Genomic DNA, 14,873 nt, shown 5'->3' with positions numbered 1-14,873 from the left:
TGTTACTGTTCACTCGCAAGTTTGACACTTGCTGTCAAACTGTGCGCCAAAGACTATATTATGCCAGATTACAGCCCCATGCATCGAAGATGCATGGGGCTGTAATTGCTACTGCTCACACAGTGTGTGAACAGTAGCTTAGTCATCCTGTTGTACCAACATACCTGTAGCAAAATCAAGCTCATGCATACGCTGTATTTCTTCCTGTTTTTTCTTAATCGCATTACTGATATTCTCAGGCATCTTTCCAAGTAAAATCCAATCTATCACACGATCCGATGCACCGCTGTCTATATAATCAAAATGATGTGTGATATATTGTTCAACTTTTTCATATTCAAAGTCCTTATCTGTAATTGCAGAAAGCACCTCCTCAAATGAATAACATACCTTACCCGGTGCAGATTCTTCATAATCTCTATGAAATCCTCTGGAAAAAGAATACTGAATCTTGTCGAATGCAAAAAACAGCATCGGTTTTCTCATGAGTGAATATTCAAAAATATTCGACGAATAATCTGTAATTAATAAATCAACAATATAGAACAGATCATTAATATTCGGGTATTTTTTTACATCCAAGAATTTATCCGCATATTTTTTTCCAATCACAATATCTTTATTTACCCATGGATGCATTTTAAATAAAACTACATATTCATCTCCACAGATCTGATATAACTTTTCAAAATCGATCAATTCATACGGATAATATGCTGTTTTTTTATTTCTTCCACGGTAGGTAGGTGCAAAAAGTATGACTTTTTTACCTCTGCACATTGGAAACTGCTCATACAATTCTTTTATTTTTTCATTCCTATGCTGCTCATCCAAATACTCATCCATACGGGGCATTCCTGTTGGCAATACTTGCTCATCATTAATTCCCCATACTTCCGAAAAAAACGGTGCGATATTTTTTGAGCCAGCAATTCCGTACTTATATTGTCTGTGGCAGGACTGCGGTGAAGGACATCCTTCATGTCCCCAGCGACTGTAGCCTGATGATTTAAACCCTGCTCCTGCATGCCATAATTGAATCAGCGTTGTATCATCATCCAGTTTTAGCCAATCCAGTACCGGTGCATGATCGTCAATAAAAATAGTGCCGCTCTGTGCCAGTAATTTCATAAGACCAATCCAGCTTTTTTTACTTTGCGGCTCTGCCGCTGCAGGACGTGCAGAATACAATAACCGATATTGCTGATCCAGCTGTCTGTCAACCATTCTGTCTGAAACTGCTTTTAAATTTGATGCAATTTTCTGATCCTGTTCTGTCATAAAAAGGACTGTATTTTTTCGTCTGCTTTTATACAAAAATGAATACCATTTATATACTCTTCTTAAAACAGATCTGCTAGATAAATAGCAGTCTTTCAATGCTTTTATCAAATTTATTTTTTTGAGGAAGCTTGGATTCTGTGGAAATGTAACCCCTACTGCCCCTAATGCGATACAATGCATACGGAATGGCAGTGTATCCGTTCCATCTTCTATATAAAATGTAACATTGTAAGATTTTCCCCTTTCACCGTACAAAAAGTTTCTGGACATTGCTTCTAATTGATCTGCAATATCAGGACTGGTTTCACACTCTGCCAGAACACAATCTTTTTCACATACAAAAATACGATATGTTCCCCTCGGAATACAACGTAGTTCACCACTATTTGTTACATTAACATGAAGTTTGATGATATCTTCTTTCCTGCGTACATCGAACTTAACTCCACATCCCCCCAAATTATTTACCGCATAAAATTCCATCTTATCTATATCATACGTTTTCTGCCCGTCAATATGCAGCCTTACTGTAAGAATCAAGTGTATTCTTTCCCATTCAATATTTTCAATTGTCGCTGATACACCACTCTCATTGATTCTCCAATTCATTTTCTAACTCCTTTTTATCTATTCCATGTATTCCAAAAGACTGCACAATTATATCATACCAGCTATTTCACGTCAATTTATTCTACTCTCTTGATTTTCCGCAGTTTTATCCACAACCACTTGATTTTGTTAGATTCCAATAAACAACTTTCAAAAAATGCCCAAAATATAAGGAATCCTTTTCTGTTTTGTAGTAAAATTAATGTGTCAAATCAAAATAATACTAAACAAAAAAACAGGAGGACTCCTTATGCTTAATTCTACAACAAATACTTATACTTTGAAACGGGAAATTTTAACTTTTTCAAATAAAATTTCAAAACACCTGTCCAAGCCGGACAAAAAGTTTTCTGCCGAGATGACTTATGGTATGCTTGCCTCCAGAAGCTGTCTTTTAACCGATGTTGTGGATCAGCTTCACGAAGATTCCAAAAAGGTCAATTCTGTTGAACGGCTGACCAGACATTTAAACAATGGCATTTCCTCCACCGCGCTTAAATCTTATCTTACTGCCATCCGTAAATGGGCTCCGCAAGAACCTGTCATACACATTGATGACAGCGATGTTGTAAATCCTGATGGTTACAAATTTGAAGCTCTCGGACTTGTCAGAGATGGCTCTAAAAGTACTGCTTCCAAAACAGTTTATGAAAAAGGCTATCACGTAACAGAAGCCTGTGTTCTTACCGGCAACAATCATCCCGTGAAGCATATCTGTCTCATGTAAAAGTTCAGATAACCGCTTCTAAAAAAGATATTGACCTGGTGCTCGTCTATGGTTTAACCGAACATCCAATGATGCTTGCAACCAATAAAGATATTAAATCAAAAGAAGATGTAATCGCTGTTGCAAAGCAGTACTTTTCGAGATGGAAAATAGAGGAATATTTCCGCTGCAAAAAACAGATGTTTCAGTTTGAAAACTTTCGAGTACGAAAGCTGTCTGCCATCAATACGTTAAATTTTTATATCACCTTATGCATGGCTTTTCTTGCACATATATCTATGAAGTCAGAAACAAATGCCCTTAAGGTTTCAATTATACAAAAAGCAGACCCTGTAAAGAAAAAAGTATATTTCTGCTATTACCGGTTAGCTAAAGGTATCTCTGGCATACTATCGTATGCAAAAGAAGGCGTCAGGCTATGGTTCCGGACAAAACGTCCGGCATATCGTCAACTCTGCCTTAAGCTGACCGCTTAGATAGATACAAGAATATATCTCCAAAAGCCCGATTTCGGTGGGGCTTATTAAAGTACTTCTACTCACAGAACTTCCATTCCTAGCTCTTCAAAAAAGTGGAAGATTAGTGCTTTGGGAAGGTGTAACCACTTTTTGATTACATTTTATGGAAACTCAAGATCCTACTTTAAGCCAGAGATTTCGCTTTTAACTTTTTTATCCATGCATTTTTATAAATAATCCAGTTATCAGCATTCCATCTGCGGCTGCCCTTCATTCTTGGTCAATACGCGCAAAATCCCCCCTATTTTTTCCCTAGGTTTTTTTCGGCTGATTTTCTCTATCCGCCTTTTCCATATAAAATCTGTTTCACTTTTTCTGTTAGCAGCTCATCGCAAAAAAATCCGGTTTATACTCTTTCGGCTTATTCCGCTTCCTACAAAGCTCCGGCTTCTCCGGTACAAATATAACTCTCTTACATTAAAGCCTATGATTATCAGGTTAGATATTGTTTCAACCGCATCATGACAGTAACAGTGCTTTGCGTGATAATACGTTTTCAATTGATGGAAACCATTCTCCTCAATGTCCCACCTGCGGTTCATCATTTCCCATAACACCCGGTAATCTGCCGTTTCCAGTGTCATTACAAGCCACATAAAACGTTCGGCTTTCCCCCTTTTTCTTCCCACTGCTCACGATACCGCACCACACGCAGTTTATATGGACACCCTTCCATCTCAAAGCCTGAAAGGTCCCTTGGTTTTAACATTTCCTGCCCCAGAATTACGTGTGGTGATTTTCCTATGGTCATGCACACCACACTCCGGTGAAAGTATTCGGTTTCCCCTGTGAGTTTTTTCCGAGTCAGACAGTTCGGACAGGATTTTTTTGTACTGCTGAATAATTCCGCACCATCAAAACCTGCCACAACATATCCGCTTATCGTTCCATTCCGGAATATCCGGTTACGTTTTATGATATCAATCATTTCTTCATGTATGCTGCGTATTTCATCCGGGTTTATTCTGGAGAGAAGGTCGCGGACTGCATCAACTTTTGGAATCCTTCCACTGATACAGTTTTTCAGTCTTTTTGACATGCTTTCAGGGTCTGAAAAAATGGTATGGAAGCTCTCATACTGCGGCATCAGAAAAAGCAGTACCGGCATGACAATGTTGAACAATGGAATAGATTTTCTTTTTCTTTTGTCCGTTAAACACTTGATTTTTTGTGGGATTTTATATTGAAAATGGATATCCCCTGTTTTTCCTGAAATTCACAGGCAAAACCAGGGATTATATTTTTAAAAGCAAAATCTCTGTCTTTAAGCCAAGGATTACTTTCTGAGAAAGACCGAATATACTGTTTTTCTCAGATTCGCAGGCATCAGGATTACAATTCCACGGGTTATGACAGATGTCAGAAATTCCAGTAAATTAATGTATCCGCTATTTAACATGATTTTCCGAAACTCTGCCATATCTTTCAAGTATGAAACTCCTCCGCGCCTCGCATACATGCCATTACCGACTCTCATGTACACTAGCACTTCAGATAAATTATATCCCTTCATCCCGCCTGAGAGCATACGGAGCCATAGATAATAATCCTCAAATCCATGAAAATCCATATAACTTCCAGCTTTTATGACATCACTTTTTTTAAACATAACTGCCGGATGATTAAAAGGATTCCTTTTTTTTGCATATACCGCTATCTTTTCTGATGATTCCGGAACATATCTGACAGTACCTGCCTGTGCTGTATCATCCATAAATTCCTGCACAGCTCCACTGATAATCGATACATTATTTTGGGCAAAAGCTTTTAACTGCCATTCACAACGCTCTGGAACACTGATATCATCGCTGTCCATTCGTGCAACCAGTTCATTTTTACAATAAACCAGTCCTTCTTTGAGTGCTTCTCCCAGTCCTCGGTTTTCAGGCAGTTGAACTATCTGAAAACATTCCGGATACTCCTGCTTTTTTTTTTGGAGTACCTGATTTAATTCATCCCCCAGCAATCCATCACATACAATCACGAAATCCTGCGGTGGTACTGTCTGGGAGAGCATGCTGTCAATGCTTTTTTGCAAATACTCAGCTTTTTCTTTTCTATATACAGACATTAAAACGGAATAATTCTGTTCTATCATTTATATCACCATACTTTTTCGTTTATAAACTATCCATGATCCGAAGCAGCTTCGTACCATAATCCGCATCTGCTGCCCAGCCTTTTCCATATGGATTCTGCGGAATCGCAAGCCACTCCACGTATCTGGCTGTTCCACGCGATACATACTGGAAACGCTTATCCACACATGCATTGTTTAATCCCTCGGTACTTGCATACGCTTTCAAGTGCTGTACCTGTGCACGGAGTCCGGTTCTTACGTCTGCGTAGGTTTCCCCCGCAGCACCGCCACCGACTGCACCGAGTCCGCCAAAGTTGCACTGGCTCGCCTGCACATCACCACCGAATGTGAGTCCACCGGTCTCTAACATCACCTGTGCAAACAATACATCCGCTCTTACACCCTCTGCATCTGCCTCTTCTTTTAAAATCTTAAAGAACGCTTCCGCGGAATCTGCTCCCTTGTCACGGTAAGTATCTGCCGGGAATGTATATCGTTTATTATAATAAGATACCATCTGATCTACCGTCACACTGCTTGTACCCATGATCTCATGAGCTGCTGCTTTTGATTTCACCGCTGACCATGGACCATACATACGGATTCCGCTGCTTAAGTCCTTATATGCTCTTACTTTATAGTAATAGGTTGTTCCCTGTGTCAGATTACTGTGTGTAAAGGAAGTTGCACCGGAAGTCTGTAACGTGGTATAGCTTCCTTTTTCACTGATTGCACCGGCAAGTTCATAACCGCTTGCATTATCCACACTGTTCCAGGAAATATTTAATACATTGTTGTCTCCCAATGTAATAGAAGAAATACCTCCCTGTTTCAGAACAGGAACCTGTGCTACATTACTGTAACTTCCTCTGCCTGCACTTCCCTTGATCTTGTAGGTTGCAGCGATTTTGTAATAATAAGTATTTCCGCTCTTTACGCCCTTATCCGTGTAAGTCAGTGTAGATCCAGATGAAATTGAAGCGATCTTTTCAAATCCACTGTTTGACTTGCTGCTCCGGTAAATATCATACCCCTGTGCTTTTGAAACTTTCTTCCAGCCAAGTGTGACCTGATTTTTGCTGTCACTTGTGATCTGGGAGAATACCACCTGTTTGATCGTCCATGCCTTCTGTACTTTTGAGAAAGATGCCACACCGTTTTTAGCACTGTTGCTCTTATATGCACGAACCTGATAATAGTAAGTTTTTCCGGCTTCTAAGGTTTTATCCTCATATTTTTTCGTATTTTTACCTTTGACCTGTCCGACCTTTTTATAACCACTGTCTTTTGACGTACTCCGGTAAATCTGATATCCGTTTGCCCCATCCACGGCTTTCCATTCCAGTCTTACGGAAGTACTTCCGGTTGCCTTGACTGCTGTAATGGATGTAGTTTTTAATGTCTTTGCTGACACAACTGCGGAATCACCGCTGTATCCTTTTTTACCATTTACCTTGTTGATCGTCTCTACCTTATAATAATAGGTCTTTGCAGTTTTTACATTTTTATCCTGATAGGTTGTTTTATTCTTTCCATTTACGGTCGCAATCACATTATAAGTACCATTCTTTGACGTACTGCGTTTGATACGGTAGCCGTAGGCACCGCTCACTGCTCCCCAGTTTACTTCAATCTGATTACTTCCATTTGAAACAGCATACTTGATCTTCGCTTTTTTCGCTGTTCTTCCTTCCATGGACGCTGAATCACCGCTATAACAGATATTGTCTCCTGTCTTTACCATCGTTTCAACCGTGTAATAATAGGTCTTTCCTGCTTTTACACTGGTGTCTTTGTAGCTGGTCGTGTTTCCGGATTTAATCGTCTTAACAACTTTGTAAGTACCATCTTCATCGGTACTTCGTTTGATACGATAACCATAAGCTCCTGTGATCTTATTCCACTTGATCGTCAAGGTCTTTTCATTTGTGGAAACGATTGATGTGATTTTTGTGCGCTTTGCAGTTTTTCCTGCCACCGCGTCTGATGCACCGCCGTATCCTTTTGTACCGCTGTTGACATTATATGCTTCGACCTTATAGTAATAGGTCTTTCCTGCTTTTACAGTATCATCTGTGTAGGATGTTGTCTTTTCTCCTGATACTGTATCTATTTCACTATAACCACTATCTTTCTTTGTGCTGCGGGAAATGATATATCCCTTTGCACCGCTTACCTTATTCCAGGAAATTTTTAATACTTCCTCATCCGAGGATGTGATTCCTGTAATTTTTGCTTTTGCAAGTGTCTTTGCAGATTTTGTGGAAGAATATGCACCGACACCCTGTCTGCCATTGTTTGTATTGTAAGCCTGTACTTTGTAGGTATATGTTTTGTTATTGGATTTTACAGTATCTGTGTAAGTGAGTGTACTGCCGGATTTTACCGTGCCAATCTGATAAAATTTACTGTCACTGCTGTCCTGACGATAGATCAGATATCCCTCTGCTTTAGAAACCTTTTTCCAGGTCAGGGTAATCTTCTTTCCACTCTTTGCCTTGATCTTTGTGAGGTTTGTTTTTCCTAATGCCACACCTGAGATGGGTTTAGAATACTCTCCTGCAGTTCCATCGTTAAATACCGGACGGACCAGATAGTAATATTTTGTCCCTGCCTTTACGGTATCATCAATATAAGATGTAGCATCCGATACTTCGTCAATCTTAGGATAGTTTGTATCATTCACAGTATTACGATAAATTTCATAATAATCGACATTATCGAGACCTGTCCATTTTAATCTAAGACTACCATCCTCTCTCGACTGCGTGTAATTGAGCGTTACGGTCTTTGCTCCTTTTGTCAGTCCGAAATACTCAGCGATTGCAGTTGCATCCGCAACACCGAGTGCCTTTAATTTTTCATCAGAACTTAAATATGTATAATAATCATTTGCATTGTCCAAAAAGGCATGCTCGATGATCAGACCAGGAATGCCATTATTTTTACAACGACGGATCAGACCGTAATAATCTGCTGCAGAACCATCCGGATATTTATCATAAGATGCATTTCTAATCAAAGTTCCACGATAATTCAATCCAAGTGCTGCCAATTTATCGCATATTTTCTTTGCAAGTGCCTGTCCATTGCCTCCTACCTGTGCATTATAGTTGCTGTTCGGATAATAAACTTCCACACCTCTCGCTGTTCCGTTTGCAGTATTTAAATGGAAACTTACTAACACATTTGCTCCCACATTCTTTGCAAGGTTTGCACGGGCATCCAGACATGCAATATTATCTCCGCCGCCTGCCGGACAGCTTGCACTCTCTCTTGTCATATAAACAGTAATACCATTATAGGTAGATAATTCTTCTTTACAGTATGTGGCGATCTTAAGTGTCAGATCCGCTTCCTGTACTCCAAAACCGGATGCTCCTGCATGGGTGCCATCATGTCCCGGATCGAGTACGACTTTCACATTACTGTTCGCACCTTTTAAGTTATCTGCAACACTGGCGACAGCCTCTGAGATTCCCTGCTCCAGCACATTTTCCACAGTGTTTTCGGAAATAACTTCTCCATCTGCGCTCATAGTAACAACATCAGCATCCACATCCGCATAGGCATCTTCATCATAAAGTACCTGATCCGGGTTCGTCTCTGCCTGTTCATTGACACCAAATCTTACATCCATGCCAAGGTCTGATAGCAGGATTTCCTGTTTTGTTTTCTCCTGTGTAAACTGCACGGAAGTGATCTGATACTCTCCTGCCTGTCCATTTTCTGAAAAATCCATGGTAAACCGGATCATATCCTCTTCTATTCCTGCAGCTTTTGTCTGATATGCTTTTCCGGTGGTCAGATTCTTATAATTTAAGACGATATCCGAAAGCTGCTCATCGCCTGTTCCAAGACTTAAGACCACATTCTGCGTTCCCGGTGTCTCAACGTACGGTGACTCTACCATCATGTAGTTAAGTTCTGCTGCCTGGACAGTCTCTGTCTCCGCAGTCTCTGTCTCCGCAGTCTCCGTTTCGGTCGGCTCTTCTGTCTCTGTTTCAGTTGTTTCCGTTTCGGTTGACTCCTCTGTCTCCGTTTCAGCTGTCTCCGTCTCGGTGCTCTCTGTTTCCGTAGTTTCTGTTTCGATTGTTTCTGTCTCTGCCGGTTTCTCTGTTTCCGAAGTTTCTGTCTCTGCCGGCTCTTCTGTCTCAATCGTCTCTGTTTCGATTGTTACCGTCTCGGTCGTTTCTTCTGTCTCTGCTGTTTCTTCCGTTTCAGCTGCTTCTTCTGTCTCTGCCATCTCCGTTCCAGTCAGCTCTTCTGCTGCATTCCCAGTGTTTTCTGTCTGGGCTGATTTCTCTGACGGTGATGTTTTCTGCGTGCTTTCTGTCTGAACTGCACTGTCTTCTGCTGCACGTACATCTGCAGGCAGTGCTGTCATACTCACGCAGACTGCCATGATTACTGCTAAAATCCTTTTTTTCATTTTCCTTACCCTCTTGTATATTTTTTGACACTATTTAATGTGTAATGTACCATATAACGCAATGCATTTAGCCGGTTCTTTCCTATAAAACGGTAAACTTTCCACTGCATTTTAGCTGACTTGTATTTATTGCGCGACTTTCCGTCACTGCTCCACATAATCCCGTGCATTATAAACCGGCATAATAACAGATATCTGTACTTCGCTTGTCTGTTCCATCTCTATGATTCCTTTTTGATCGCTGTCGTTTGCTTTTCATCTACACCTTCTGTGTTTTCTTTCTGAAACATAATCTTAAATGTCATAAGCATTAATTTCACATCTAACCACGCTGAATATGTCTGTATATAAGTCAGATCCAGTTTTAATTTATCATATGGTGTTGTATTATATTTTCCATATACCTGTGCATACCCTGTCAATCCGGCTTTTACTTTCAGGCGGAACCGAAATTCCGGAACAATTTCTTCATATTTTTCAGCAATTTCCTGTCTTTCCGGTCTAGGACCAACAAAAGACATTTCTCCCTTTAAAATATTAAAAATCTGAGGAAGCTCGTCTAAATGCGTTCTTCGAATTATTTTTCCAACCGGTGTGATCCTGTCATCATCTTTTTTGGCAAGCTGTGCTCCCTGTTTTTCCGAATCTACTTTCATGCTGCGAAACTTGATAATCTGAAACGTCTCGCGGTCTCTCGTCAGACGCTCCTGCTTATAGAATACCGGTCCCCCATCATACAGTTTGATTGCAACTGCAATGACCAGTAAAAACGGCGATGAAATAACAATCGCGAGCAGTGCAAACACGATATCCATAGTCCTCTTTACAAATCTCTGCTCTATCGTAAGTCCCTGATTTCTTGACAACATAAGAGGTGTATCAAACAAATGGATTCGTTCCGTTCCATTTAAAATAATATCCGATATCTTCGGTGTAATATAGGTTCTTTTATTCTGATCATAACAGAACTTTAAAATTTTATTACGGATACTTGCCGGAAGATCACATAAAACTACCGCTTCATACTCTAATATTTTAGAATACAATGCCTCATATCCCATATAGGCGCTGGCAGTTGCACAAACATTGTACTTATCTTTTCTGGAATTAATCTTGGAAATCAGTTCTTCCGGAGAATGTTCCCCGTATATTACGATCATACGTCTTGGCGGATATAATCTGACATAAAAATATCTTACAACAAAAACGGTAGGCAGTGTCACTGCAATCTCAGCTGTCGTCAATAACAGAAGCGGTGATGCTGACATATAATCATTTGCAATCATACAAATCTGAAAATACTCGATAATATTTGCAAACAAAATTCCAAGGATCTGCGACAAACAAATATCTGTAATTCTAAGGTATCCGATCCGGTATCCGCCAAATGTACGGATAAAAAAGAACAATACCAATGCATACATTCCGATTACTGCCCAGTTTCCTCTATTCCAGAACTTATCCTCCAATTCCGGCACATACATTTTATACCATATAAATGCAAACATTGCTGTCTCAGCCACAAGCATTACAAAATTAGCAAATAAATTCAGCAAATGTTTATATCTTTCCCTTTTCCTCATGAAGTACCTCACATTCATACCTTTGCATAATCTATATTATTTTATCATAAAACCCAACCTTTGAATATATCTTACCAGAATTTTCATAAAATCTTAAAAATACCCCGGCAGGATGTATGATGATCATCCCACCGGGGTATCTCTTTTTACTTTTATTTTGCTTTTGTCTTTACGGAAACAACGGAAGAATAACTTCCATATACTTTCTTCCCATTCACTTTGCGGTATGCACGGATCTTATAATAATAGGTCGTCGATTTTTTCAATTTACCGTTTTTGTAAGATGTCGTACTACCTTTGGATATGGTCTTTACTTTACTACATTTTCCATCTTTACTGTTGCTGCGGTAGATCTCATAACCGCTTGCACCTTTTACCTTTGACCAGGTCAGTTTTACATTCTTTGCATCCGACGCTTTTGCCTTTAACGTCGTCTTTGCCGGAACCGCCTTTGCAGATTTTACATTCGAAAATCCACTGGTCTGTTCTCCATTCTGTGTCTTAACAACCGTCTTGATCTTATAATAGTATGTTTTTCCGGTTTTTACACTGCCGTCTGTCCAGGAACTAGTGCCTACACTGTTGATGGTTTTGATATTCTGATAATCCCCATCCTTTGCTGTACTGCGGTAGATCTGATAAGAAGTCGCAGCCGGTACAACTTTCCATGAAACTTTCAGTTTATTGTATGCTGTCGATTTTACGGAAGTCACGCTTGTTTTTCTGTTCTCAATTTTATTAACACAGAGCGTGTATTCTTTTTCCACCGCATTTTTCGCAAATGCCTGCACTTTCAGGTAATAGGTTCCCTTGCTTAATTTGACAGCCTTTGACTCTGTATAGGTACTGCCGGCATAGGAATAGATATGATCATCATCTTTTCTGCTCACTCTCTTGCCGTTTGCATTATAAAGTGTCACATACCAGCTTCTTCCCGCATCATTGATCTTCTCGTGTGCCAGACTAAAGTTGATATACTGCGCTTTTGTGAGTGTAAAGCGATAGCAGTCTTCATCTGACGTATATCCTGTGATCACACCGTTTACCGCTTTGCCGACTTTTATGTTATCTGCCGAAGCCCAGTCACCGTTGTTCTCTGTCTCCCAACCGGAAGCCGCTTTCTGTGTCATGCAGATCGTATAGTCGCCGGTATAAAGTGTAGATGCCTGGCTGACGCATACGTAATATTCCCCTGCATCCAGTCCTAATTTACAGGATGTATAAGAAGTCTCTGTCCCGGTATTCGTAAATTTATAAATTTCACTGTTATCCTTATTGTAAAGAACAACATTATAACAGCTTGCTGTACTCTGACTGTTTTTATGTCCAAACTTAATCTGCAGATAGCCTGCTTTTGACATTTTGATCTTATAGTAATCTTTGTCTGAGGAACTGCTTGTGCTTCCGTAATAGGTTTTTCCGTTCTTTACGGTATTTGCAGTGGCAGCAGAATCATTCGACTCCACTTCCCTGTCACTTGCTGTCTTTGCTATAATACACACATCATAGTTTACAGGATAACTCGTTCCGCTCAATAATGTTCCCGTCGTATTTCCGGTTCCTGCGATCTTAATGTAATACTCACCTTTCGGCAATCCAAGGTTCGGCGTGGAAATGCTTGTGTCCCCGCCACGGATCTTCGTAGTGTAGACTTCTGTATACTGGTCTTTGTCCACTTTACGGATCACGCTGAGCACAAACATGTTTGTTGTTTCCTGTCCGCTCACAACCGGATGCGTCAGTTTCACATTGATATAACCATTTGCAGAAAGTGATGTTTTAAAATAATCTACATCGCTGTAAGTACGGATATCTCCGCTGTATGTCGTGCCGGAAACAGCCGTATTTGCTGTATCGTAAGTATCATTGCTCTCGTGCTCCCAGGTACTGCACGCCTTAAAGGTAGTTTTGATCACATAGTTTCCGCCGTAATATGCATTCTGACCTGCCACTTTAATATAATATTTACCTGCTGACAGTCCCAGTTTGATGGAATCCGTGGATTCATCTTCCGCTTTACTGGTCATTTCGTAGATCGAATTGCCGGAAGTATCACAGACTGTAACTGCATAAATAGCCTTATTCTGCCATCCTGTAACTTTCGAATGCTGCAGATTGATCACGATATATCCGTCTTTTGTTGTCTGAAAACCATAATAATCAGAATCACTGACACCATACAGACTTCCGTAAACTGCCTTGCCTGATGTCATTGTGTCTGCTGTATTTATATCATCATTGCTCTCGCTCTCCCAGTTGTCTGCATTCGTCCAGGATGCCTTCAGCTTGTACGTCTCTCCATTTGCTCCCTGAACTGTCAGTGAACCTGACGCATCCATATATTGGATTCCTGATACTTTCAGATAATAGGTTCCGGCGTCAAGTCCAAAATTAACCGACTCGGTTTTCTCCTCGTCTTTTTTACTCGTCATTGTATACATCGTATTTCCGGCAGCATCACAGACTGCCACGCTGTAAATATCTGTTGAAAGCCTGCCGCTCACTTTATCGTGCTGTAACTGAAATGAAAGATATCCTTTTGTGGTGGATGTGATCTTATAATAATCGGTATCCGATGCAGAGGAAATGCTTCCTGTTATCGTCTGACCCAATCTGTCATAATTATCTGCTGTGGCAATCGTATTATTTTGTTCTGTCTCACAATAGGTATCTTCATACTGTACGCTGAAGCTGTAAGCTGCAGACCCGACTGTAAGTACTCCGGTTCCGGTAATCTGTACATAATAGGTACCGGCATCAAGACCTATTTTCGCCGTCTGGTTCTGTGTATCCTGCATTCCGCTTGTTACAGTGACTAACCCACCAACCTGATCGGCAATAAAATCAATCCTCCAGGCCGTACTGTTGCTTGCGCTCGATAAATTCGCATGTGCAAATTTCAGTTGTACCATACCGGCTTTGCTCATCGTAAATTTATACCAATGTGTAACAGATGTTCTGGATGTCGTTGCATTATAAGTTGTATTCAGTCCAATCGATGTTGCTGCCGCATAGGTACTTCCCGGAGTCACATTTCCGTCTTTCTTTAGAATATCCTCACTTTCTTCTTTCTCCGTGTCTGCCGCTTCGGTATCCCCGATAAGTGCCTCTGTACTTTCTGTATCTTCAGTCATCTCTGAATCTTCTGTTGCCTGCGTACTCTCTGTATTTTCAGTCGTCTCAGGAATTTCTGTACTCTCCGTATCTGCCGGCATCTCAGAACTTTCTGTACTCTCTGTATCTGCCGGTATCTCAGAACTTTCTGTACTCTCTGTATCTGCCGGTATCTCAGAACTTTCTGTGCTCTCCGTATCTGCCGGTATTTCAGAGGTTTCTTCTGATTCAGTAGTTTCTGTCACTTCTGCTTTGCTCTCTGTTCCGGCTTCTTCTGCCTCAGCTTTTTCTCCAGCTCCGGTTTTTTCCGTTGTTTCAGAGTCTTTCATAGCCTCCGCCGACTCCGGAACCTCTGTCAGTTCCGTAAGTTCTGTTACCTCTGTTTCATTCTGCCCACCGGCTGCATATACCACCTGCTCCGCCGGAACCGCTGTCATGCAAAGACTTAATGCCATAAGCCATGCAGCAATTCTTTTCCCTGCCTGATGTCTTTTTTTCATTTGGATCTTCCTCCTTGTTTCTCAAA

Annotated in this window: 9 protein-coding genes; 2 read left to right on the top strand and 7 right to left on the bottom strand. The window is 40.6% G+C overall.

The features are described 5' to 3' along the window. Nucleotides 1-138 precede the first annotated feature (138 nt). Nucleotides 139-1,893, bottom strand: a complete 1,755-nt coding sequence (locus tag RIL182_RS03980; protein WP_006856668.1) for a CDP-glycerol glycerophosphotransferase family protein — start codon at nucleotides 1,891-1,893, stop codon at nucleotides 139-141. A 250-nt stretch (nucleotides 1,894-2,143) separates the two neighbouring features. Between RIL182_RS03980 and RIL182_RS03975 the strand changes: the two genes are divergently transcribed. Continuing rightward, nucleotides 2,144-2,620: a hypothetical protein gene (locus RIL182_RS03975; RefSeq protein ID WP_044998862.1), complete on the top strand. Its 477-nt coding sequence runs from the start codon at nucleotides 2,144-2,146 to the stop codon at nucleotides 2,618-2,620. A 38-nt stretch (nucleotides 2,621-2,658) separates the two neighbouring features. After that, entirely contained in the window at nucleotides 2,659-3,096 is a 438-nt protein-coding gene (locus RIL182_RS03970) for a transposase (RefSeq protein WP_243091534.1), read from the top strand. A gap of 368 nt (nucleotides 3,097-3,464) precedes the next feature. On the opposite strand, the gene RIL182_RS21585 is transcribed toward RIL182_RS03970, so the two are convergent. The 6 genes from RIL182_RS21585 to RIL182_RS03940 all read right to left on the bottom strand — a co-directional run bounded on the left by RIL182_RS21585 (nucleotide 3,465) and on the right by RIL182_RS03940 (nucleotide 14,847). Next, nucleotides 3,465-3,734 (bottom strand): hypothetical protein, encoded by a 270-nt coding sequence (locus tag RIL182_RS21585; RefSeq protein ID WP_006856670.1) that lies wholly within the window; start codon nucleotides 3,732-3,734, stop codon nucleotides 3,465-3,467. Continuing rightward, the gene (locus tag RIL182_RS21580) at nucleotides 3,722-4,246 is read right to left on the bottom strand and encodes a ubiquitin-activating E1 family protein (RefSeq protein WP_006856744.1); all 525 of its coding nucleotides are present in this window, start codon (nucleotides 4,244-4,246) and stop codon (nucleotides 3,722-3,724) included. The genes RIL182_RS21585 and RIL182_RS21580 overlap by 13 nt, the downstream gene beginning before the upstream one ends. A 168-nt stretch (nucleotides 4,247-4,414) precedes the next feature. Beyond that, nucleotides 4,415-5,236 (bottom strand): glycosyltransferase, encoded by an 822-nt coding sequence (locus RIL182_RS03955; protein ID WP_006856671.1) that lies wholly within the window; start codon nucleotides 5,234-5,236, stop codon nucleotides 4,415-4,417. A 22-nt stretch (nucleotides 5,237-5,258) separates the two neighbouring features. Then, nucleotides 5,259-9,650 carry an N-acetylmuramoyl-L-alanine amidase gene (locus RIL182_RS03950; RefSeq protein ID WP_006856672.1) on the bottom strand — a complete coding sequence of 1,464 codons (4,392 nt, stop codon included), beginning with the start codon at nucleotides 9,648-9,650 and terminating at the stop codon, nucleotides 5,259-5,261. A gap of 221 nt (nucleotides 9,651-9,871) precedes the next feature. Further along, on the bottom strand, nucleotides 9,872-11,233 hold the full coding sequence (locus RIL182_RS03945; protein ID WP_015559560.1) for a sugar transferase: 1,362 nt from the start codon (nucleotides 11,231-11,233) through the stop codon (nucleotides 9,872-9,874). 152 nt (nucleotides 11,234-11,385) lie between these two features. Beyond that, complete coding sequence (locus RIL182_RS03940) at nucleotides 11,386-14,847, bottom strand: fibronectin type III domain-containing protein (protein WP_006856673.1); 3,462 nt, start codon at nucleotides 14,845-14,847, stop codon at nucleotides 11,386-11,388. Between the last annotated feature and the right edge of the window lie 26 nt (nucleotides 14,848-14,873).

Origin of the sequence: Roseburia intestinalis L1-82, from assembly GCF_900537995.1 — a bacterium.
In the GTDB taxonomy this organism is placed as follows: domain Bacteria; phylum Bacillota; class Clostridia; order Lachnospirales; family Lachnospiraceae; genus Roseburia; species Roseburia intestinalis.
Note: the sequence above shows the minus strand (reverse complement) of the source record. Positions and strands in the feature narration are given on the sequence as shown.

Excerpts from the sequence above, each read along its gene's own strand:
- RIL182_RS03980 (WP_006856668.1), bottom strand. The coding sequence starts at position 1,893 with ATGAATTGGAGAATCAATGAGAGTGGTGTATCAGCGACAATTGAAAAT.
- RIL182_RS03975 (WP_044998862.1), top strand. The coding sequence starts at position 2,144 with ATGCTTAATTCTACAACAAATACTTATACTTTGAAACGGGAAATTTTA.
- RIL182_RS21585 (WP_006856670.1), bottom strand. The coding sequence starts at position 3,734 with ATGTGGCTTGTAATGACACTGGAAACGGCAGATTACCGGGTGTTATGG.
- RIL182_RS21580 (WP_006856744.1), bottom strand. The coding sequence starts at position 4,246 with ATGCCGGTACTGCTTTTTCTGATGCCGCAGTATGAGAGCTTCCATACC.
- RIL182_RS03955 (WP_006856671.1), bottom strand. The coding sequence starts at position 5,236 with ATGATAGAACAGAATTATTCCGTTTTAATGTCTGTATATAGAAAAGAA.
- RIL182_RS03950 (WP_006856672.1), bottom strand. The coding sequence starts at position 9,650 with ATGAAAAAAAGGATTTTAGCAGTAATCATGGCAGTCTGCGTGAGTATG.
- RIL182_RS03945 (WP_015559560.1), bottom strand. The coding sequence starts at position 11,233 with ATGAGGAAAAGGGAAAGATATAAACATTTGCTGAATTTATTTGCTAAT.
- RIL182_RS03940 (WP_006856673.1), bottom strand. The coding sequence starts at position 14,847 with ATGAAAAAAAGACATCAGGCAGGGAAAAGAATTGCTGCATGGCTTATG.